Origin of the sequence: Kocuria oceani (assembly GCF_029524215.1) — a bacterium.
GTDB lineage: Bacteria > Actinomycetota > Actinomycetes > Actinomycetales > Micrococcaceae > Kocuria > Kocuria oceani.
The window spans coordinates 277,621-298,577 of the sequence record NZ_JARAMH010000003.1; the positions used below are offsets into that span (position 1 = coordinate 277,621).

A 20,957-nucleotide genomic window follows, 5' to 3' on the forward strand; every position below is an offset into this window, starting at 1 on the left:
GACAGGGGCCGTGCGCCCCGGAAGGGGGCCGCGCCATGACCCGTCCGCTCATCGAGGTCGAGGGGCTCACCAAGGCCTACCGGTCGCGCACGCGCACCGTCCACGCCCTGGCCGGTCTCGACCTGTCGGTGCCGGAGGGCATCGTCAAGGGACTCCTGGGCCCGAACGGCGCCGGGAAGACCACGGTCGTGAAGGTGCTCACCACGCTCGTCGTCCCGGACTCCGGCACGGCGCGGATCGACGGGGTGGACGTGGTCGCCGAGCCCGCACGGATCCGGCGGATGATCGGCGCCTCCGGCCAGTACGCCGCGGTCGACGAGAACCTCACCGGCACCGAGAACCTGCGGATGGTGGGCCGGCTCTACCACCTGGGCGGTGCCGCCGCCCGCCGGCGGGCCACGGAGCTGCTGGAGCTGTTCGGCCTCGAGGAGGCCGGGGACCGGCCCGTGAAGGGGTACTCGGGAGGCATGCGGCGCCGCCTCGACCTCGCCGGGGCGCTGGTCATCCGGCCCCGTGTCCTGTTCCTGGACGAACCGACCACCGGGCTCGACCCGCGCAGCCGGATCGGCCTGTGGGAGGTGATCCGCTCGCTGGTGGCGGACGGCACCACGGTGCTGCTGACCACCCAGTACCTCGAGGAGGCCGACCAGCTCGCCGACGAGATCTCCGTCATCGACGACGGCAGCGTCATCGCGGCGGGCACCCCGGACGAGCTCAAGGCCCAGGTGGGCGGGCACCGCGTCGTGGTCGTGCTGCAGGACGGTGCCGACGCCGGGCGGGCCGCGGCCGTGCTCGCCCGGCACGGGGAGGGCGCCCCCGTGCCGGCCGAACCGGGACGGGAGCTGGAGGTCGCCGTCCGGGAGGGCCCGCCGGCGCTGCAGCGGATCCTCGCCGACCTCGACACCGAGGGCGTGCGCCTGCACGACGCCGGGATGCGCCGGCCCACGCTCGACGACGTGTTCCTCTCCCTCACCGGGCACCCGACCGCCGCGGGACCCGGTCCGGACGCACAGGACGCCGGCGCCGCCGTGGCCGCGTCCGGGGACGGGCGGCACCGGTGAGCACCCGCACGCTGCCGGGGGCGACCAGCCCGCGCGCCGGCCTCGGCAGCTGGGCCGCCGACGGCTGGACCGTCACCCAGCGCAACCTGATCAGGCTGCGGCGCTCACCGGACCTTCTGGTCTTCGCCGTGCTCCAGCCGGTGATGTTCGTGCTCCTGTTCAGCCAGGTCTACGGAGGGTCGATCCAGGTCCAGGGAACCGACTACACCCAGTACCTGATGGCCGGGATCTTCGGGCAGACCGTGCTCTTCGGCTCCACGTTCTCCGGGGCGGGCATGGCCCAGGACCTCAAGGAGGGGATCGTGGACCGCTTCCGGACGCTGCCGATGAGCCCCTCGGCCGTGCTGGTGGGGCGCACCAACAGCGACCTGGTGCTCAACGCCGTGTCCATGGTGATCATGATCGGCACGGGCTTCGTGGTCGGCTGGCGGTTCACCACGTCGGTCGGGTCGTTCCTCGCCGGGATCGCCCTGCTGCTGCTGTTCAGCTACGCGTTCAGCTGGGTCATGGCGCTGGTGGGGATGAGCGTGCGCAGCCCGGAGACCGTGAACAACGCCTCCTTCATCATCCTGTTCCCGCTGACGTTCATCTCCAACGCGTTCGTGCAGTCCCAGAACCTCCCGGGCCCGCTCGAGACCTTCGCCAACTGGAACCCCGTCTCCGCCCTCGTGCAGGCCGCCCGTCAGCTGTTCGGCAACACCGGCTCCGCCCCCGTGCCCGACGTGTGGCCGATGCAGCACCCGGTCCTGACCGTGGTCGCCGGCAGCGTGCTGCTGCTCGTGGTGTTCGTGCCGCTGTGCCTGCGCAAGTTCGCCACCGTGAGCTCGCGCTAGCCGTGGCGCCGCGCACGGTGCCCGAGCGGGTCCGGTGGGCCGTCGATCAGCTGCCGCTGCGGCCGGGGCGCCGGGTGCTGGAGGTGGGCTGCGGGTCCGGCGCGGCCGCCGGGCTGGTGTGCGCGCGGACCGGTGGAGGACACGTGCTCGCGCTCGACCGCTCCGCGACCGCCGTCACCAGGACCGTCGAGCGCAACCTCGGCGCGGTGCGGGCCGGCGTGCTCACCGTCCGGCAGGTCGCCCTCGCAGAGCTGTCGGTTCCGGCGGCCTCCTTCGACGTCGCGTTCGCGGTGGACGTGAACCTCTTCTGGACCACGCCGGCGGCTGCCGAGCTGTCCGTCCTGCGGCAGGCCCTCGCACCGGGCGGCACGCTGCTCGTCGCCTACGGGCCGGGACCGCGCCCGGGGCGGCAGGCCGACGTGCTGCGGCGGGTGCGGGCCGCGGTGGACGCGCACGGATTCGTCGCGCCGCTCGTGCTGGTCGAGGACCGGGGCAGCGGGGTCCTGGCGGGTGCCCCGGCCGGCGGGGAGCCCGCCGCGCCTCCTGCCGCGCCTCCCGTCCGGCGAAGGTGACGGCTCTGTGACGCCCCGTACCGGCCGGGGGTGCTACCCATGGGGGACCCGGCAGTGAGCCGACCGCCCCGCGCCCCGGACGTTCCCGCCGGCACGGACCCCAGCGAGGAGCAGCCATGACCGCACAGCCCACCGGACGCCTCGACCCCGCCGGACACCTCGTCCTGTCGCGCACCCTGCCGGCGCCGCTCGAGGAGCTCTGGGCCGCTGTCACCGACCCCGGCCGGCTCGGCCGCTGGTACGGCACCTGGAGCGGCGACCCCTCCTCCGGACGGGTCGGGGTGCTCATGACCGCGGAGGGCGCCGACCGGCCGGAACCCGTGCTGCTCCGCCGGTGCGCACCGCCGCGGCACCTGGCCGTCACCCTCGGCACGACGGCCGACGCCTGGCGGGTGGACCTCGACCTCGAGGACGGCGACGGGACCACCGTGGTGCGGCTGACGCACCGGTACCCCGCGGCCGGGGACCTCGACTCCGTCGGACCCGGCTGGGAGTACTACCTGGACCGGATGGTCGCCGCCGAGAGCGGCCGGGACCCGGACGAGCTGGACTTCGCCCGGAACTACCACCCCGCCATGGCCCAGTACTACCGGGCGCTGGCCGACGAGCTGCACGCACGGGGCTGACCGCCGCTCCCGATCCGGGCGGGGCGGCCGGGCCGGCGGGCGTCCGGCACGGCGGTCAGGCGGGGCTGCCGCTCTCGATCCGGATGAGGTTGCCGCACGCGTCGTCGAGCACGGCGGCCGTGGTGGCGCCGGTCGTCGTGGGCGGCTGGACGAAGCGCACGCCGCGCTCCACGAGCCGTTCGTACTCCGCCTGCACGTCCCGCACGGCGAAGCTCGTGAACGGGGATCCCGTCGGCCACGAGCGCGGCCCTGAACCGACCCGCCGTGGAGTGGTCGGCGGGCGCCAGCTCGAGCTCCACGCCATCGGGCGCCTGGGGGGAGACGACCGTGAGCCGGCGGCCGCTCCCCGTGTGGAGGTCGTGCTCGACCATGAACCCGAGCTTGCCGGTGTAGAACAGCAGGGCCTGCTGCTGGTCGTCGACGAGGACCCGGGTGTGGGTGATCCGCATGGGGCGGCCCTCCTCGGCGCGGCGGAACGGGAGCCGTTCGAACAGGAGACGGTGGAGCGGGAGCCGGTCGCTCCGGAGATGGTCGAACAGGACGGGGCGGGTCAGGCGCCGTCGTCGATGCTGATCATCCAGTGGACGCCGAACCGGTCGGTGCACATGCCGAAGAGGCCGCCCCAGGGAGCCGGCTCGAGGGGCATCGTGACCGTCCCGCCGTCGCTCAGGCCGTCCCACCAGCGGCGCAGCACCGCCTCGTCGTCACCGCCCACGGAGACCGAGATGTTGTCCCCGACGGTCAGGTCCATGCTGTCGGGGGTGTCGGAGGCCATGAGCACCACGCCCTGGTCGGTGGTCAGCATCGCGTGCATGACCTTGTGCTGCTCGGCCGGACCGTCACCGGCGCCGTACTCGGCGAACCGGCTGATCGTCAGCTGCCCGCCGAACACGGAGCGGTAGTGGGTCATGGCCTCCTCGGCCGTGTCCCGGAACGTGAGGTAGGGGTTGAGCTGCACGGGCATGGGCCGTCCTCCGTGTCGAATGGGTCGATGCCCCCATCATGGCCCCGGCCCGGCGGGGACGGAACACCGGCGCGGCTGCCGCCGGATCCGTTACGGGCCCGCGGACCGGGCCCGGCGAGCACGCGTAGCCTGGTGTCCATGGGCAGGACGCAGTACTACGTGGCGGCCAGCGCGGACGGCTACATCGCCGACCGTGAGAACCACCTGGACTGGTTGCTGCAGTACGGCTTCGAGGCGTACCAGGAGCACTACGACGCGTTCCTGGCCGAGGTCGGTGCGCTGGCGATGGGCGCGAGCACCTACGAGTTCGTCCTGGGGCAGGGCGGCTGGGCCTACGGCGACCTGCCGGTGTGGGTGTTCACCCACCGGGACCTGCCCCGGCCTTCGGGGGCCGACCTGCGCTTCGTCAGCGGACCGGTGGGCGTGCACGCCCGCGCCGTGACGGACTCCGCGGGCGGGCGCAACCTGTGGGTGGTGGGCGGCGGCCGGCTGGCGGCCCAGTTCGCGGACGCCGGTCTGCTCGACGAGCTGTGGCTGACCTGCATGCCGATCGCGCTGGGGGCCGGGCACCCTGTGCTCCCGACGGAGGAGGCCCACGACCTGCGGCTGCAGCGCACCACGCACTTCGAGGGCGGGGCGGTGGAGCTGCGCTACGCCCTGGAGGGCCCCGAGCGGCGGATCCGGCCGGAGTAGCGCGCCCCGGTCCGCGCCGGTCGCACGGAGGGCGGTGCGGGCCGCGGGATCAGTCCAGCGGGCCGGAGCGGGGGAGCCCGTACCAGGCCGCGGCGTTGTCGTGCAGCACCGCGGCCGCGGCGTCCTCGCCGAGCACGGCCGCGACGAGGTCCACGTCGTCGTCCCGGAAGGCCCGCCGCGCCCGGGTGCTCGGCAGGTCCGTGCCGAAGAGCAGCGCGGTGGGGTCCGCGGCGTGGACGTCCCGCAGCGCCCGGGGCACGTCCAGCTCCACCCGGCCGAAGCCCGTGGCCTTGACCTTGAGGCCCCGCTCCACGAGCGGCAGCAGCTGCGGCTGCGCGTCGGCGGTCATCCCCAGGTGGTCCACGCAGGCCCGCGGCAGCCGGCGCAGCACCGGGGCGAGGGCCTCCAGGGAGGAGCCGTCGAGGTAGAACTCCGCGTGCCACCCGGCGAGCTCGTGCACCCGCCGGGCCAGCCGCTCGATCCGCGCCGGGTCCGCGTCCGCGCCCCGGCGGAGGTTGAACCGGATCGCCCGCACCCCGATCCGGTGCAGCGCCAGGACCTGCTCGTCCGGCACCGAGGCCGGCAGCTGCGTCACCCCGGCGAAGCCGGGACCCAGGTCGGCCAGCGCCGCCGCCAGATAGCTCTGGTCGTGGCCCTGGAAGGAGCCGCTGACCACGGCACCGCCCTGCACGCCCAGCGAGCGGGTGCGCCGGATGTAGTCGGCGACCGTGAACGCCGCCGGCACGTAGCCCTGGTTGGGCTCGAGCGGGAAGCGCAGGTCGACGATGTGCAGGTGGGCGTCGATCATCCTGTCATTGTGCCGGACCCGTCCGTCGGCTCGCGGGTCCCTGCGCGGGTTCCGGCGCCGGCGCGCATAGGCTGTCTGCCGATGAGCACGACCACCCTGCCCCCCGAGGAGACGCTGCGGGCCGCCGAGGACGCCCTGGAGCGTGCCCGGCGGACCTATGCCCGGAAGCTGCTGCGCCTGGTGGCCGAGGAGCTCACCCGCCGGCATCCCGAGGCCGTGCGCCTGGACGTCTTCGCGGACACCGGCGCGGAGGAGCTCGAGTACGCGCTGGACGTGCTGCGCGACGCGGAGGGCGAGGCCTCCTGGGTGGATCCGGGCCGGGTCGTGGTGGTGCGCGAGACCGCCGACGACGACCTGGGCGGAACGGTCACCGTGGCCACCCGGGACGTCCGGGAGCTGGTGGTCCGGGCGTTCGAGGTCTACGAGGGGCCGGTGGTGAAGCTGCTGCGCCACGACACGGAGCAGGACGTCTACTGGCTGGACCTGCGCCGGGCCTGAGCCCGTCCGCGCCGGCGGGCCGCGGCGGCCGGGCGCTCAGGAATCCGTGGAGCTGATCTCGCCCCCGAGCTCCTCCTGGACCCGCTCGAGCTGTCCGCGGTCGTCCGAGGCGACCACCCAGTTGCCCGCGTGCAGGTAGTGGATCCCGGGGATCGCCTGGAGGTTGTCCCTCAGCTGCTGCGTCATCTGCTCGCCGTCCGCCACGGCGAGCAGCAGGTTGTAGTCGCAGGGCAGGACGGTGCTGCCCGTACCTCCCTGGGTGTCGCGCAGCTGCTGCTCGCCGGGGCACTCCACACCGGCGTCGATGACGGCCTCGCGCAGTCCCAGGGCGTCGTCGAAGGTGGCCCCGCCCGCGGGGATCCTGGCGGCGATCGAGTCGGTGGTGAGTCCGCACCCGGTGAGGACCACGGAGGCGAGGGCGGTCGCGGCAAGCGCGGCGGCGGGGGAACGGCGCATGAGGTGGGGTCCTTGTCGGTGGAGGAGGAGTGGCCGGACGTCGGAGCGAGTGCCGTCGCTCGTGCCCTCACGGGGATCCTATGCGCTGGGGAGCCTCCGGCGCCCCTCGTGACGGGCGACCGCGGGCCGCAGTGCCGGGAACGGGGGCGGGATCAGGGGGCGGCGGGCCCGTACCGGTGCTCGGGCCGGCCGGTGCTGCCGTAGCGCAGCTGGATCTCCACGGAGCCGTCCTCGGCCAGCGCGGATAGGTAGCGCTGGGCGGTGGCGCGGGAGATGCCGACCTTCCGGGCGATCTCCGCGGCCGAGAGCGGGGCCCCCGGCTCGAGCGCCGCCAGCACCGAGGCCTCCGTCGCGGAGCGCGGACGCTCCCCGGGGGTCGCCTCGGCCGGGTGCAGCGCGTGCAGGGCGCGGTCCACGCCCTCCTGGGTGAGCCCGTCCCGGTCGGCCAGCAGGCGGCGGTACCGGGCGTAGGCCCGCAGGGTCCGGGCGAGCCGGGGCCCGGTGAAGGGCTTGATCAGGTATGCGAGCGCGCCGCGGCGCACGGCGGTCCGGACAGAGACGGGATCGGCCGCCGCGGTGAGCATGATGACGTCCACGTCCAGGGCGCGCAGCAGGTCCAGGCCGAGGGCGTCGGGCAGGTACACGTCCAGCAGCACCAGATCGGGCTGGTGCGCGTGCACGGTGCGCATGGCCTGCTCGGCGGTCCCCACCGGGGGCAGGGCCGTGAAGCCCGGCACGGCGTTCACGTAGCCGGCGTGCAGCCGCCCCACGTGGAAGTCGTCGTCGACCACCAGGACCACCAGGTCCTCGCTCATCCCGCTCCTCCTGTTCCTGCGGCTGTTCCCCCGGGTGTCTCGCCGTCGGTTCCTGCGCCGCGCCGCACGGCGGCACGGACTCCGGTGCTCCCCGACCCGGTGCCCCCGGCTCGGGGGACCACGGTCCCTGGCAGCCGCGCGCAGAAGACGGCCCCGGGGCCGCCCGGCCGGCCCGGGGCGGCCACCCACACGTCCCCGCCCCGGCGCCGCGCCAGTTCCCGGCTGAGCGGCAGGCCGAAGCCCTGCCCGTGGGCCTCCGGCAGCCCCAGCGCCGCGACGGCGCCGTCCGGGGCAGCACCCGCGGGGGGTGCGGCAGTGGACCAGCCCTGGGCGAAGACCGGCTCGGGGTCCGCCACCGGCAGGCCGTCGCCGGAGTCGGCGACCACCAGGTGCAGCGTGCCGGTGCCGCCGGCCCACTCGTCCAGCAGCTCGACCTCGACCCACCGGTCCTCGGCCGATCCCTGGACGGCGGCGCGCACGGCGTTGTCCACGAGGTTGCCGATCACGGTGGTGACGTCCTGGGGATCGGTGATCTGCCCGCGGACGAGGGTGTCCTCGCCGATGCGCAGGATTACCCCCCGCTCGGCGGCCTCGACGCTCTTGGCGCCGATGAAGGCCTGCAGGTACGGGTCCCGCAGCAGCTCGGCCTGCTCGGCGGGATAGGTCAGGGGTCCGGTCTCGGTCAGTTCGGCGACGTAGCGGCGGGCCTCGTCCGTGTCGCCCAGGGCCAGCAGGCCGGTGATGGTGTGCAGACGGTTGGCGAACTCGTGGCGCTGGGCGCGCAGCGCCGTGCTGAGCGCGCCCACGGCGTCCAGCTGCCGGGTCAGGGACTGCAGCTCGGTGCGGTCCCGCACGAGCACCACCCAGCCCAGTCCGGGCAGTCCCGCCCCCGCGGGCCGCACGGCACGGGCCGAGAGGATGAGGACGTGCGGGCCCACGACCTGCTCCACCGCCGGGGACGCGGGGGTGGCCGCGGCGAGCAGGCCGGGGAAGGAGCCGGGCAGGCCGGCCTCGGCCAGGGGCGTGCCCACGAGCCGGGACGGGTCGTCGAGGCCGAGCAGCCGCCCGGCCTCCTGGTTCACCACGGTGATGAGGCCCCCGGGGGAGACCCCGATGACGCCCTCGTCCACCCCGCGCAGCACGGCCTCCTGGTTCTGCGCGAGCGTGGCGATCTCCTCCGGCTCCAGGCCCAGGGTGAGCCGCTTGAGCCGGCGGGCGATCGCGGTGGAGGCGGCCGCCCCGAGCCCCAGGGCGAGGGCCGCGGTGGTGGCCACCGGGGCGATGTCCTCCTCCAGGCTCGCCAGGACGTCGGCCCGGGAGAACCCGACGTTGACCCCGCCGATCACCTCGGTCGCCGATCCGGGGGCGAGCACGGGCACCTTGGCGCGCGCGGAGCGGCCGAGCGTGCCCCGGGCCTGGCCGGTGAACTCCCGTCCGGCCAACGGCTCGCCCGGGTCGGTGCTGACCCGTTCGCCGAGTCGCGCCGGGTTCGGGTGCGACAGGCGGATCCCGTCCTCGTCGAAGATCACCACGAAGAGCGCGCCCGTGCGCCGGCGGGTGTCCTCGGCGGAGTCCTGCAGGGCCCCGGCAGCCAGCACCTCCGGGACCAGCCGGTCGGGGTCCGCGTCGGCCAACCCGGCCACGCCGGCGCGGACGTCGTCGTCGGCGGCCACCGCACGGGCGATCGCCAGGGCCTGGGCCTCGGCGTCGCGGCCCAGCCGCTCGTAGGTCAGCCAGCCGTAGACCCCGCCGCACAGGAGCACGACGGCCGCGACCACGGCCAGGTGGAGCAGCAGCATCCGGGCCAGGAAGCCCGGCCGTGCGCGGGGTGTCGTCACGGTCCCTCCTCCGGCCGGGCGGTCGTGCGGGTGGCGGTCCGCAGCGGGCCGCCGGGGGCGGGTGACCCGGGGGAGGGCCGGCCGGCCCGCCGCCCGGCTCACAGGTCGGCGAAGAAGCGGACCGCGTCCAGGTTGGGCAGGTTGATCTGGGCGTCGGCGACGGCGCGGAGGGCGGGCTTGGCGTTGTACGCCACGCCGAGGCCGGCGGCGGTGACCATGTCGATGTCGTTGGCGCCGTCGCCCACGGCGATCACGTCCTCGAGGGCGACGTCCAGCTCGGCGGCCCAGGTGCGCAGGAAGCGCTCCTTGGCCGTGCAGTCGACCACGTCCCCGACGATCCGGCCGGTCAGCCGGCCGTCGGCGACCTCCAGCAGGTTGGCGGCGTGCCGGGTGAGCTGCAGCTGCTCGGCGAGCGGGGTGAGCACGCCCAGGAACCCCCCGGACACCGCCGCCACGGCGTGGCCCTCCCGCAGGAAGGCCTTGATCAGCACGTGGGCGCCGGGGGACAGACGCACGGCGGCGCGGACCTCGTCGATCGCGCTCGCCGGCAGCCCGGCGAGGGTCTCCACCCGGGCGACCAGGGACTGGGTGAAGTCCACCTCCCCGCGCATGGCCGCCTCGGTCACGGCCGTGACCTCGGCCTCGGCCTCCGGGCCGGCGTGGGCGGCGAGCATCTCGACGACCTCCTGCTGGATGAGCGTGGAGTCGACGTCCATGACCAGCAGCTTCTTGCGCTCCGGGTCGAGCATCGTGGTGGGCACGACGTTGACGTCCACGCCGGGCAGCAGCGGGGACAGCGGGTCCGGGCGCAGCGCGGCGAGCAGGGCGGACGCCTCGGTGCCGTGCACGCGGGCGGTGAAGGCGTTGTAGCCGGGCACCTCCGCGTCCGGGCCCGCGGAGCCGGGGCCGGTCACCCGCACGGTCGAGAACCGCTCGATCTCGGCACCGGCGTCCCGCACGAGGGTGAGGATGCGCTCACGGGCCTCCGGGTCCGGATTCTGGGCGAACGCGATCACGGCGAGGTCGGTGGTCATGCCGTCAGTGTATCCGGGTGCCCGGCCGTCCCCTGCCACACCGGGCGCCCGCCCGGGCCGGGCGCTCACTCGGGGCGGAGCACCGCGACGTCGGAGACCAGCCGGATGTGCTCGAGCATCGCCCGGGCGGCCGCCTCGGGATCCTGCTCGCGAACGGCACGGGCGATGGCCCGGTGCGACTCGAGGGACCGCTCGGGCCGGCCCTCTTGGCTCAGCGACTCGATGCGGGTCTCCCGGACCAGGTCGGAGATGAACGTCATGAGGCGGGCCAGCACGGCGGAGTGGGCGGCCGCGGTGACGGCGGCGTGGAACAGCTCGTCGCCCTGCAGACCGCGTCCGCCCCGGGCGATGTCGCGGTCCATGACCTCCAGGGCCTCCTCGACGGCCGCCAGATCCTCGGGGGTGCGCCGCAGCGCCGCCAGCTCCGCGATCTTGGTCTCCACGGCGCTGCGGGCGTCGACGATGTCGGGCAGCCGGTCGGTGTGCTCGCGCAGCCCGCGCAGCACGGCCGCACTGCTGGGCCGGTAGCGCAGCACCGCCCCGTTGCCGTGCTGGACGTCGATCACCCCCAGCACCTCGAGGGCCACGAGAGCCTGCGCCACGGTGGCTCGGGAGACCCCCAGCCGCTCGGCGAGATCGCGCTCGGGCGGCAGGCGGTCGCCGGGCCGGAGACGCTGCTCGATGACGTGGTCCAGCAGCCGCTCGACGACCTGCTCGTACAGCCGCGGCCGCTCCACGCGGTCCAGTCCCCGGGCCCCTGCCATCGCCGGCCTCCCCGTGCTCTGCGCCGGGCGGAGCGCCCGGGTCGTCGTCGTGCGGCGCCGCGGCCCCGCACCGTTGCACCTCATCGTACCCGCCCTGTTGACAAGCGGTCAGGTGTCCTATTGGCTAGTCCAAAACCTGTGGCCCTGATCACATCACGGCCGGGGGCCGCCGCGGGGACGATCCCCGCCACCGTCAGAAAGCAGACCCATGGGCCCTGAAGTGCTCTCCATCATCATCCTCGCCGCGATGTTCGTCGTGGCGACCGTCCTGCCCGTCAACATGGGGGCGCTGGCCTTCGTGGGCGCCTTCGTGCTGGGCGTCCTCGTGCTGGGCATGGACACCGACCAGATCCTCGAGGCGTTCCCCGGCGGCCTGTTCCTGACCATCGTGGGCGTCACCTATCTCTTCGCGATCGCCCAGAAGAACGGCACCGTGGACCTGCTGGTGCAGGGCGCCGTGAAGCTCGTGGGCAGCCGGGTGGCGCTGATCCCGTGGATCATGTTCTTCATCACCGCCGTGATCACCGCCGTGGGAGCCCTCTCCCCGGCGGCCGTGGCGATCATCGCCCCGATCGCGCAGAGCTTCGCCGCCAAGTACCGGATCAATCCGCTGATGATGGGCATGATGGTCATCCACGGCGCCCAGGGCGGCGGGTTCTCGCCCATCGCCGTGTACGGCGTGACCGTCAACGGCATCGTGGCCCAGGCCGGCCTGGACGTCAGCCCCACCGCGGTGTTCCTCTCCAGCCTGGTGTTCAACCTGCTCATCGCCGTCGTGCTGTTCGTCGCCCTCGGCGGCCGGGGCCTCGTCTCCGCCCGCGCCGAGGACTTCGTGGAGCGCGCCGCCGAGGCGCGGCTGTCCCGCAGCAAGGTCGCCGCCGGTCACGCCGGGGACAGGGACGTCGCGTTCAAGGGCTTCGGCTCCGGCATGTACGGTCCCCGCGACCCGGCCGGCTCCTCCGCGCCGCCGGCCACGGGCGGCGCGGGCCGGGAGAGTCTCGTGCCGCAGGTCGCCACCATCGTCGGCCTGGTCGTCCTGGCCGTCGTCGCCCTGGGCTTCGGCGTGGACGTCGGCTTCGTGGCCATCACCGTGGCCGTCGTCCTGGCGCTGGTCTCCCCGCAGGCGCAGAAGGGCGCGGTCAACAAGATCGACTGGTCCACCGTGCTGCTGCTCGGCGGCATGCTCACCTTCGTGGGGGTGCTGCAGGAGGCCGGCACCATCGAGTACGTCTCGGACGGGGTGGCCGGCATGGGCATGCCGCTGCTGGCCGCGCTGCTGATCTGCTACATCGGCGCCGTCGTCTCGGCCTTCGCGTCCTCGACCGCCATCCTGGCCGCGCTCATCCCGCTGGCCGTGCCCTTCCTGCTGGCCGGGGACGTCGGGGCGACCGGGCTGATCTGCGCCCTGGCGGTCTCCTCGACCATCGTGGACGTCTCCCCGTTCTCCACCAACGGCGCCCTGGTGCTCGCCAACGCCCCCGCCGGCGTGGACCGCGACGCCTTCTACAAGAAGATCCTCGTCTACGCCACGGGCGTCGTCGTCATCGGCCCCCTGCTGGTCTGGGGCGTGATGGTCGCCCCCGGCTGGCTGTAGCCCCCACGCGCCCGCCCCGACCCCAGTCCGACCCGAGCCGACCCGGAGGAACACCCGATGCCCGACACCACCACCGACACCCTCGAGGGCCCGCTGGCCGGAACCCTCGTCGTCGACCTCTCCCGCGCCCTCGCCGGTCCGCACGCGGCCATGATGCTCGGCGACCTCGGCGCCCGCGTGATCAAGATCGAGAACCCCGGCACGGGCGACGACACCCGCGGCTGGGGCCCGCCCTTCGTGGGCCCCGCCGAGAACCCGCAGGCCACCTACTTCCTGTCCTGCAACCGCAACAAGGAGTCGGTCGCCCTGGACCTCAAGTCCGACGACGGCGTGCAGGTGCTCCGGGCGCTCGTGGAGCGCGCGGACGTCCTGGTGGAGAACTTCCGGCCCGGGGTGCTGGACCGGCTCGGCTTCTCCGTCGAGGAGCTGCACCGGCTCAACCCCCGCCTGGTCGTCCTGTCCATCACCGGGTTCGGCCACGACGGCCCGGAGTCCCGGCGCAGCGGCTACGACCAGATCGTGCAGGGCGAGGCCGGGCTGATGTCGCTGACCGGCTCCGGGCCCGAGGACCCGCAGCGGGTGGGCGTGCCCATCGCCGACCTGCTGGCGGGGATGAACGGTGCCTACGGGGCGCTGGCCGCCCTCTACGAGCGCGAGCGCACCGGGCAGGGCAAGGTCGTCCGGACCTCCCTGCTGTCCGCCGTGGTGGGGGTGCACGCCTTCCAGGGCACCCGGACCACCGTCGCCCACGAGGTGCCGGCCGCCCAGGGCAACCACCATCCCTCGATCGCCCCCTACGGCCTGTTCTCCTGCCGCGGCGGAAGGGTGCAGATCAGCGTGGGCAGCGAGAAGCTGTGGCGCACCTTCGCGCAGGCCTTCGGGATCGACCCGGAGCGGGCGGGATTCGCGAGCAACGCCGACCGCGTCCGCAATCGCCCCGCGGTGATCGCCGCCGTGGAGGAGGCCTTCGCCAGTTACGGGCCCGAGGAGCTGCTGACCCGGCTGGAGCAGATCGGCATCCCCGCCGGGAAGGTGCGCACCCTGGACGAGGTCTACGCCTGGGAGCAGGTCCGCTCGCAGGGCCTGGTCGTCGGCGTCGAGCACGAGGTCCTGGGGCCCGTCGAGCTGCCCGGTCCCGCGGTGCGGTTCTTCGCCCCCGGCGACGCGGACGAGACCACCCGGCGCGCCCACGCGGCCCCGCCCGTCCTGGACCAGCACGGCGGGTCCGTGCGCGCCTGGCTGGGGACCACGGGGCCCGGCACGACCCCCCGGCCGAAGGAGGCCCGGCGATGACCGCCCAGCCCGTGCCGGAGGTCCCGGCAGGCACCGTGCAGGTGCGGCGCGACGGTCCCGTGGCGTGGCTGGTCCTGGACCGCACCGACCGGCGCAACGCCCTGTCCCCGGCCATGTGGGCCGCCCTGCCCGGTCTGCTGGAGGAGCTCGACGCCGACCCGGACGTCCGCGTGATCGGGCTCCGCGGCGCCGGCGGCGTCTTCTCCGCCGGGGCGGACATCGGGGAGCTCTTCGAGTGCCTGGGCGAGCCCGGCACCGGACTGCCCCGCGGCGGGCTGCTCACCGAGGCCGAGACCGCCCTGGCGGCGGTGCACAAGCCCACCGTCGCCGCGCTGGAGGGCTACTGCATGGGCGGGGCCTGGATGCTGGCCGGGGCCTGTGACCTGCGCATCGGCTCCGCCTCGCTGCGGATCGGGCTGACCCCGGCCCGCATCGGCATCGTCTTCCCCGCCTCCGGCGTCGAGGCGCTGGTCCGGCTGGTGGGCCCCGGCACGGCCTCCTACCTGCTGCTCACCGGCGACACGGTGAGCGCCGCCGACGCCCAGCGGTGGGGCATGCTCACGCGCGTGGTCGCGGAGGAGGACTTCGACCGGGTCCTCGCGGAGGTGGTCACGGGCCTGGCGCAGCGCTCGCAGCTGAGCACGCAGGCCCACAAGCACCTCGTCCGGCTCAGCGCCGGCGCCGTGCCCGGCACCCTCGGGACGGACGGGACCTCGGAGGCCCTGTTCCGGCAGGTCCTCGACGGTCCCGACGCCCGCATCGGGCAGCAGGCCTTCCTGGCCAGGAGACCACCCCGCTTCCGCTGGTCGGGCGAGGAGTTCTGGGCCGCCCGCAGCGGCGCGGCCCGCCCCGGGAAGGAGCACCGCGCCCCGATCGTCCGGGGTCGGTGGCCGCGCCGTGCCGCCCGCTCCTGACGGCGCCTCCGCCGGGCCGGTGCGCCGGGGCGGCGCACCGCGTGTCCTAGAGTGGCCGGTATGAGTGCTGTGGTGGAGATGGTGGACGTCAGCGTCGTCCGCGGGCGGAAGACCCTGCTGGATTCCGTGGACTGGGTCGTCAACGAGGGCGAGCGGTGGGTCATCCTGGGCCCCAACGGCGCCGGCAAGACCACGCTGCTGTCCATCGCGGCGGCCCGCCTGCACCCCACCCGCGGCATGGTCGACATCCTCGACGAGATCCTCGGCGCGGTCGACGTCTTCGAGCTGCGGCCGCGGATCGGCCTGAGCTCCACGGTGCTCGCCGGCCAGATCCCGGAGGGCGAGACCGTGCTCAACTGCGTGGTCACCGCCGCCTACGGCGTGACCGGGCGGTGGATCGAGAGCTACGACGACGCCGACGAGGCCCAGGCGCGGCAGCTCATGGCCGCGTGGGGGCTCGAGCCGCTGGCCGAGCGCCGCTTCGGCACCCTGTCCGAGGGCGAGCGCAAGCGCGTGCTCATCGCCCGCGCCCTGATGACCGACCCGGAGCTGCTGCTGCTCGACGAGCCGGCGGCGGGCCTGGACGTCGGCGGGCGCGAGGACCTCGTGTCCCGGCTCGACGAGCTCGCCCGCGACGCGTCGTCCCCGGCCGTCGTCATGGTCACCCACCACCTCGAGGAGGTGCCCGACGCCTTCACCCACGCGCTGCTGCTGCGCGAGGGCCGGGTGGTGGCCGCGGGCCCGGTCCGGACCGTGATGACGCAGAAGAACCTCTCCGAGACGTTCGGCCTGCCCCTGAAGCTGGTGAAGGTGGGCGACCGCTACGCCGCCTTCGGCCGTCCCTGACCGGCCGTCGTGCTGGAGACGCTGACCGACCTCGCCGCCGGCTTCCCGTTCGAGTGGTGGCAGGCCGCCCTCATCCTGCTCGCCGGGGTGGCCGCCGGGCTGATCAACACGATCGTCGGCTCGGGCACGCTGGTCACCTTCCCCGTGCTCGTGACCATGGGCGTTCCGCCGGTGACCGCCTCCATGTCCAACGCCATGGGCCTGATCGCCGGCAACCTCACGGGTGCGTGGCACTACCGCGCCGAGCTCCGGGGGGTGGAGCGGACCCTGCTCAAGCTCGTGCCCGCCTCGGCCGTGGGCGGGGTGATCGGGGCGTGGCTGCTGCTGCACCTGCCCGAGGAGGTGTTCGGCTACGCCGCGCCGGTGCTGATCGTCGTCGCCCTCGGCTTCGTGGTGCTCCAGCCCCGCCTGCAGGCGGTGGTCCGCCGCCGCAAGGACGCGCAGGCGGCCGCCGCCCGTGCGGCCGCCGAGGCCCGGGGGGAGACCCCGCGGCCCATCGACCCGGACCGCGCCGCGCAGCCGGCCTCCCTGTACCTGCTCGTGTTCCTGACCGGGATCTACGGCGGCTACTTCGTGGCCGCCCAGGGCGTGCTCCTGCTCGGCGTCCTCGGGGTGTTCCTGCTGGCGTCCCTCCAGGCGGCCAACGCGGTGAAGGTGGTGCTCGTGGCCGTCGTCAACATCGTGGCCGCGACCTCCTACATCCTCTTCGCGTTCGACCGGATCAACTGGTGGGCGGTCCTGCTCATCGCCCTCAGCTCGTCCGTGGGGGCGTGGGCCGGCGCCAAGATCGGCCGCCGGCTCTCCCCGGTCGCGCTGCGCACGGTCATCGTGGTGCTGGGCGTGGTCGCCCTGGTGAGCCTGGTCGCCGAACTGCTCTGAGCTCCCCGACCGGGTCCGGGCGGGCGCCCGGACCCGGCCCGGCTCGGGCTACCATCGGATCGACCCCCGCCGCCGCCGACGAGAGACCCCGTGACCGACTTCCCCCAGCTCCACCGCCTCGAGTCCGCCGACGACCCCCGGGTGGCCGACTACGCCCGGCTCACCGACGTCAGGCTGCGGCGCAAGCTCGAACCGGAGCGGGGCATGTACATCGCCGAGTCCTCCAAGGTGCTGCGCCGGGCCCTCGCCGCCGGGCACTCGCCCCGGTCCTTCTTCATGGCGGAGAAGTGGCTGGAGGACCTCGCCGACGTGCTCGCCGCCCACCCTGACGTGCCCCTGTACGTCGGCCCGGACGAGGTGCTCGAGCAGATCACCGGCTTCCACCTGCACCGCGGCGCCCTCGCGGCCATGCAGCGCCCGGCACCGGTGGGCCTGGAGCAGCTGCTGGCCTCGTCGTCGCGGGTGGCGATCCTGGAGGACATCGTGGACCACACCAACGTGGGCGCGATCTTCCGCTCGGCCGCCGCGCTCGACGTCGACGCCGTGCTGGTCACCCCCCGGTGCGCCGACCCCCTGTACCGGCGGGCCATCCGGGTGTCCATGGGCACCGTGTTCCAGGTGCCCTGGGCGCGGCTGGAGCACTGGACCGCCGACCTGCAGCGGGTCAAGGACGCGGGGTTCACCACGGCGGCGCTCGCGCTGAGCGACGACTCGATCACCCTGCAGGAGCTCTCCGCCCGCCGCGACCGCAAGCTCGCCCTGGTCCTGGGCACCGAGGGGGACGGACTGAGCGCGGCCACCGTCCACCACGCGGACCTCACGGTGCAGATCCCCATGTCCCACGGCGTGGACTCCCTCAACGTCGCCGCGGCCTCCGCCGTGGCGTTCTGGGAGACCCGGCCCGGTCGCTGAGGCCGTCGATCGTAACGGTTCGGGCGTCGATCCCATTCTCACCAGGGCCGTTGGCATCTGCGAAGACTATCCTGGAGGCGTCCGCCGTCGCTGCGACAACCGCGGCACCAGCCGGCGGCCGGCGGGCGGACGACCGAGAAGGTGTGTCATGAAGAAGTTGATCTCATGGCTGGCGGCACTGGTGCTGGCCATGGGGCTGGGGCTCATCGTCCCCGGCAGCGCGAACGCCGCGGCCCCGTACTGCGGCATCACCTGGGGATCCGGGGCGAAGGCCCGCAGCGGCGAGGCCAGCACACCGCGCTACCCCCACGTCACCGACGTCCGGGCGGGGGAGCACGCCTGCTTCGACCGGCTGGTGATCGACCTGGACGGCCGGCTGCGGGGCTACGACGTCCGCTACCAGGCGTTCACGGGCATCGGCTCCGGAGACCCGATCGCCCTGCGCGGACGGGACCTGGTGATCACCGTCGACGCCCCGGCCTACGACGACCGCGGCAGGGCCACGTACACGTTCCGCAACGGCTCCGAGCTCGTGGACGTCGCCGGTTACCGGACCTTCCGGCAGGTCGCCTGGGGCGGGAGCTTCGAGGCGCGGACGTCCGTCGGCCTGGGGGTCCGGGCCCGGCTGCCGTTCCGCGTGTTCGTCCTCGACGGGCCGGGCGACGGCTCGCGGCTCGTGGTCGACGTCGCCCACCGCTGGTGATCGGTCCGGACCTCCCCGCCCGGGGGCGTGAAGTCCGGGCGGGGATCCGGTAGGCTGGAGCGCTGGTGCCTCCCGCACGGGACCGCGCGCGCGTCCGTTCCACGGCACCGCGGCCGGACGACGACGGCGCACCGTCCACCGAGCGAAACCGTGCCTGGCAAAATCCAGGCACCGACAGAAGGTTTGAACCCCATGAAGACTGACATCCACCCGGACTACCACCCGGTCCTCTTCCGCGACCTGGCCTCCGGCAAGACCATCCTGACCCGTTCCACCGCCACCTCGCAGAAGACCGAGACGTGGGAGGACGGCAACGAGTACCCCATCATCGAGGTCGAGATCTCCTCGGAGTCCCACCCGTTCTACACGGGCAAGCAGCGCATCATGGACTCCGCCGGCCGCGTGGAGCGCTTCAACGCCCGCTTCAAGAACTTCGGCAAGTCCGGCAGCTGACCCCCGTCCCGCCCGCGGGATCCCGCAGCGCCGCACGCAGGCCCGGACCGGATCGGTCCGGGCCTGCGTCGTGCCCGGGGCCCGGCGCCGCTGGGCTCCGGGCGCACGGCGCGCCACCGGGCGTAGGCTGGCCCGGGACCAGCGGCACGCAGGACGGGAGAGCACGGATGGACCAGCACGAGCGGCGGCACGGGGAGTTCAAGGTGGTGGGCGGCAAGCTCGTGGTCGCCGACCTGAGCGTCGTCGACGGCCGCCTGGCCGACGTCTCCGTCAACGGGGACTTCTTCCTGGAGCCCGACGATGCCCTCGAGGACATCAACGCGGCGCTCACCGGGCTGGAGGAGGACGCGTCGCCCCAGCAGATCGCCGGAGCCGTGCGGGCGGGCCTGGCGGACGACGTCGTCCTGTTCGGCTTCTCCCCGGAGGCGATCGCCACCGCGGTGCGCCGCGCCCTGGCCCGGGCCACGACGTGGGACGACCACGCGTGGGAGGTCATCCCGCCCACGGTCCGGCCGACCGTGGAGAACCTGGCCCTGGACGAGGTGCTGGCCCGGGAGGTGGGGGCCGGCCGGCGCCGGCCCGCCCTGCGGCTGTGGGACTGGGACGAGCCGTCCGTGGTGATCGGCTCCTTCCAGTCCCTGCGCAACGAGGTGGACGCGGAGGGGGCCCGGCGGCACGGCATCTCCGTGGTGCGGCGCGTGTCCGGTGGCGGCGCCATGTTCATGGAGGCCGGCAACTGCATCACCTACTCCCTCTACCTGCCCCAGACGCTCGTGGACGGGCTCAGCTTCTCGGAGTCCTACCCGTTCCTCGACCAGTGGGTGATGCAGGCGTTCCAGGAGATGGGACTGGAGGCCTTCTACGTCCCGCTCAACGACATCGCCACGGAGCACGGCAAGATCGGCGGCGCGGCGCAGAAGCGCTTCGCCGGCGGCGGCATGGTCCACCACGTGACGATGAGCTACGACATCGACGCCCAGAAGATGACCGAGGTCCTGCGGATCGGCCGGGAGAAGCTCTCGGACAAGGGACACCGCTCGGCCAAGAAGCGCGTGGACCCGCTGCGGCGCCAGACCGGCATGGCGCGGGCCGACGTCGTGGACAAGCTGCTGGAGGTCTTCACCGGGCGCTACGCGGCCGTGCCCGGCGCGGTCGGCGAGGACGAGCTCGCCGCCGCCCGCGAGCTCGTCGACACGAAGTTCGGCACCCAGGAGTGGCTCACCCGCGTGCCCTGAGCCGGGGTGGTCCTCGTTCCCAGGGATTCCGCAGCGGCGGAGGCCTAGCATGGCCCGCGGGGGGTCGCGCCGCCCGGCGCGGCACTCCCGCCCGCCGTCCCCGCCGACCCCGGAGCACCCCATGTCCCTCGCCGACCACGACCGCGCCCCCGCGCCGGTCCCGCTCCGTCCCCGGCACGCCGTGCGGCGGGTGCTGCTCGTGCTGCTGGGCCTCGTGCTCGTGCTGGCCGTGGCCGCCGCACTGTTCCTCTGGACCCTCGGGCGGACCTTCGACGCCCGCACGCAGGTCCTGGACGACGCCTTCCCGGCCGAGTCCGCCCGCCCGGCCGCGGGCTCGGCCCAGGACCGCGGCACCACGGTGCTGGTGCTGGGCGCCGACACCCAGCCCGGCGGACGCGCGGACGTGGGGGTGGAGGGGCAGCGGGCGGACACCGTCATGCTCGTGCACCTGCCCGAGGGCGGCGGCGAGGCCTACGTGCTCTCGATCCTGCGGGACACCTGGGTGCCGATCCCCGGCGTCGGGGAGGCCAAGATCAACGCGGCCCTCGACCTCGGCGGCGTGCCCCTGATGGTCGAGACGGTCGAGGACCTCGTCGGCACCCGGGTCGACCAGGTCGCCGAGGTGGACTTCGCCGGCTTCCAGGCGCTCACCGACGCCCTGGGCGGGGTCACGGTCGACGTGCCCCAGGACTTCGTCTCGAACGAGGGCATGACCTTCGAGCAGGGCCCCGAGCACATGGACGGGGAGCGGGCCCTCGAGTTCGTCCGGGAGCGCAAGGCCTTCGCCGACGGCGACTTCCAGCGGGTGGCCAACCAGCGCACCTACCTCCGGGCGGCGCTGGAGCGGGCCCTGGCCCCGCAGACGCTGCTCAACCCGTTCCGGCTGCACGCCGTGGTCGAGGGCTTCTCGCCCTACCTGGTGGTCAGCGAAGGCCTCGACGCCGGGTGGATCGCCGGGCTGGCCCCCGACCTCGCCGGCCTCTCCGCCGGGAACCTGCACCTGGCCACCGCGCCGCAGCAGGGCCTCGGCTGGTCCCCGGACGGGCAGTCGGTGGTGGTGCCGGACCTCGAGGCGATGGCCGGCCTCGGCGAGGCCATTTCGGAGGACAATCTGGGGGGATATCTTGCTACGCTGAGCGCAGACGATCAGTAGTGCCCCGCCGGAG

Annotated in this window: 23 protein-coding genes and 1 pseudogene; 16 read left to right on the forward strand and 8 right to left on the reverse strand. The window is 74.2% G+C overall.

From position 1 onward, the window contains the following. Positions 1-35: 35 nt before the first annotated feature. The 4 genes from PU704_RS04925 to PU704_RS04940 all read left to right on the forward strand — a co-directional run bounded on the left by PU704_RS04925 (position 36) and on the right by PU704_RS04940 (position 3,092). Complete coding sequence (locus tag PU704_RS04925) at positions 36-1,061, forward strand: ATP-binding cassette domain-containing protein (RefSeq protein WP_277550445.1); 1,026 nt, start codon at positions 36-38, stop codon at positions 1,059-1,061. Then, the gene (locus PU704_RS04930) at positions 1,058-1,894 is read left to right on the forward strand and encodes an ABC transporter permease (RefSeq protein ID WP_277550447.1); all 837 of its coding nucleotides are present in this window, start codon (positions 1,058-1,060) and stop codon (positions 1,892-1,894) included. Before PU704_RS04925 ends, PU704_RS04930 begins: the two co-directional genes overlap by 4 nt. A gap of 2 nt (positions 1,895-1,896) precedes the next feature. Further along, on the forward strand, positions 1,897-2,466 hold the full coding sequence (locus PU704_RS04935) for a class I SAM-dependent methyltransferase (protein ID WP_277550448.1): 570 nt from the start codon (positions 1,897-1,899) through the stop codon (positions 2,464-2,466). 116 nt (positions 2,467-2,582) lie between these two features. Beyond that, entirely contained in the window at positions 2,583-3,092 is a 510-nt protein-coding gene (locus PU704_RS04940; protein WP_277550450.1) for an SRPBCC domain-containing protein, read from the forward strand. A 55-nt stretch (positions 3,093-3,147) separates the two neighbouring features. Here the strand turns inward: PU704_RS04940 and PU704_RS20045 are convergent. Both PU704_RS20045 and PU704_RS04950 read right to left on the reverse strand, forming a co-directional pair. After that, positions 3,148-3,541: pseudogene (locus PU704_RS20045) on the reverse strand (VOC family protein). A gap of 101 nt (positions 3,542-3,642) precedes the next feature. Beyond that, positions 3,643-4,056 (reverse strand): VOC family protein, encoded by a 414-nt coding sequence (locus PU704_RS04950; RefSeq protein WP_277550453.1) that lies wholly within the window; start codon positions 4,054-4,056, stop codon positions 3,643-3,645. Between the two features lie 138 nt (positions 4,057-4,194). Between PU704_RS04950 and PU704_RS04955 the strand changes: the two genes are divergently transcribed. Continuing rightward, complete coding sequence (locus PU704_RS04955; protein ID WP_277550454.1) at positions 4,195-4,749, forward strand: dihydrofolate reductase family protein; 555 nt, start codon at positions 4,195-4,197, stop codon at positions 4,747-4,749. A 49-nt stretch (positions 4,750-4,798) separates the two neighbouring features. Here PU704_RS04955 and PU704_RS04960 read toward each other — a convergent pair whose 3' ends face one another. Further along, the gene (locus tag PU704_RS04960; RefSeq protein ID WP_277550455.1) at positions 4,799-5,557 is read right to left on the reverse strand and encodes an amidohydrolase family protein; all 759 of its coding nucleotides are present in this window, start codon (positions 5,555-5,557) and stop codon (positions 4,799-4,801) included. An 81-nt stretch (positions 5,558-5,638) separates the two neighbouring features. Between PU704_RS04960 and PU704_RS04965 the strand changes: the two genes are divergently transcribed. After that, positions 5,639-6,055: a hypothetical protein gene (locus PU704_RS04965; RefSeq protein ID WP_047802716.1), complete on the forward strand. Its 417-nt coding sequence runs from the start codon at positions 5,639-5,641 to the stop codon at positions 6,053-6,055. 36 nt (positions 6,056-6,091) lie between these two features. On the opposite strand, the gene PU704_RS04970 is transcribed toward PU704_RS04965, so the two are convergent. The 5 genes from PU704_RS04970 to PU704_RS04990 all read right to left on the reverse strand — a co-directional run bounded on the left by PU704_RS04970 (position 6,092) and on the right by PU704_RS04990 (position 10,962). Beyond that, on the reverse strand, positions 6,092-6,511 hold the full coding sequence (locus PU704_RS04970; protein ID WP_277550456.1) for a hypothetical protein: 420 nt from the start codon (positions 6,509-6,511) through the stop codon (positions 6,092-6,094). A gap of 152 nt (positions 6,512-6,663) precedes the next feature. Next, on the reverse strand, positions 6,664-7,326 hold the full coding sequence (locus tag PU704_RS04975; RefSeq protein WP_277550457.1) for a response regulator: 663 nt from the start codon (positions 7,324-7,326) through the stop codon (positions 6,664-6,666). After that, positions 7,323-9,125: a sensor histidine kinase gene (locus PU704_RS04980; RefSeq protein ID WP_277550525.1), complete on the reverse strand. Its 1,803-nt coding sequence runs from the start codon at positions 9,123-9,125 to the stop codon at positions 7,323-7,325. Before PU704_RS04980 ends, PU704_RS04975 begins: the two co-directional genes overlap by 4 nt. A 137-nt stretch (positions 9,126-9,262) precedes the next feature. Then, entirely contained in the window at positions 9,263-10,198 is a 936-nt protein-coding gene (serB, locus tag PU704_RS04985; RefSeq protein ID WP_075871604.1) for a phosphoserine phosphatase SerB, read from the reverse strand. Between the two features lie 65 nt (positions 10,199-10,263). After that, the gene (locus PU704_RS04990; RefSeq protein WP_047802712.1) at positions 10,264-10,962 is read right to left on the reverse strand and encodes a FadR/GntR family transcriptional regulator; all 699 of its coding nucleotides are present in this window, start codon (positions 10,960-10,962) and stop codon (positions 10,264-10,266) included. Between the two features lie 208 nt (positions 10,963-11,170). Between PU704_RS04990 and PU704_RS04995 the strand changes: the two genes are divergently transcribed. The 10 genes from PU704_RS04995 to PU704_RS05040 all read left to right on the forward strand — a co-directional run bounded on the left by PU704_RS04995 (position 11,171) and on the right by PU704_RS05040 (position 20,944). Further along, on the forward strand, positions 11,171-12,556 hold the full coding sequence (locus PU704_RS04995; RefSeq protein ID WP_277550459.1) for an SLC13 family permease: 1,386 nt from the start codon (positions 11,171-11,173) through the stop codon (positions 12,554-12,556). A 57-nt stretch (positions 12,557-12,613) separates the two neighbouring features. Continuing rightward, positions 12,614-13,849: a CaiB/BaiF CoA transferase family protein gene (locus PU704_RS05000; protein ID WP_277550461.1), complete on the forward strand. Its 1,236-nt coding sequence runs from the start codon at positions 12,614-12,616 to the stop codon at positions 13,847-13,849. Beyond that, complete coding sequence (locus PU704_RS05005) at positions 13,846-14,763, forward strand: enoyl-CoA hydratase/isomerase family protein (protein WP_277550463.1); 918 nt, start codon at positions 13,846-13,848, stop codon at positions 14,761-14,763. The genes PU704_RS05000 and PU704_RS05005 overlap by 4 nt, the downstream gene beginning before the upstream one ends. A 60-nt stretch (positions 14,764-14,823) precedes the next feature. Beyond that, entirely contained in the window at positions 14,824-15,609 is a 786-nt protein-coding gene (locus PU704_RS05010) for an ABC transporter ATP-binding protein (RefSeq protein WP_277550465.1), read from the forward strand. Positions 15,610-15,621: 12 nt separating this feature from the next. Then, entirely contained in the window at positions 15,622-16,488 is an 867-nt protein-coding gene (locus tag PU704_RS05015; protein WP_380113157.1) for a sulfite exporter TauE/SafE family protein, read from the forward strand. Between the two features lie 90 nt (positions 16,489-16,578). Next, positions 16,579-17,400 (forward strand): TrmH family RNA methyltransferase, encoded by an 822-nt coding sequence (locus tag PU704_RS05020; RefSeq protein ID WP_277550467.1) that lies wholly within the window; start codon positions 16,579-16,581, stop codon positions 17,398-17,400. A gap of 148 nt (positions 17,401-17,548) precedes the next feature. Then, positions 17,549-18,103, forward strand: coding sequence for an AMIN-like domain-containing (lipo)protein (locus PU704_RS05025; RefSeq protein ID WP_277550469.1), 555 nt, complete (start codon positions 17,549-17,551; stop codon positions 18,101-18,103). A 192-nt stretch (positions 18,104-18,295) separates the two neighbouring features. Continuing rightward, entirely contained in the window at positions 18,296-18,556 is a 261-nt protein-coding gene (locus tag PU704_RS05030) for a type B 50S ribosomal protein L31 (protein WP_047802707.1), read from the forward strand. A gap of 167 nt (positions 18,557-18,723) precedes the next feature. Then, entirely contained in the window at positions 18,724-19,791 is a 1,068-nt protein-coding gene (locus PU704_RS05035) for a lipoate-protein ligase LplAB (RefSeq protein WP_277550470.1), read from the forward strand. A 121-nt stretch (positions 19,792-19,912) separates the two neighbouring features. After that, positions 19,913-20,944: an LCP family protein gene (locus tag PU704_RS05040; RefSeq protein ID WP_277550471.1), complete on the forward strand. Its 1,032-nt coding sequence runs from the start codon at positions 19,913-19,915 to the stop codon at positions 20,942-20,944. Positions 20,945-20,957 lie beyond the last annotated feature (13 nt).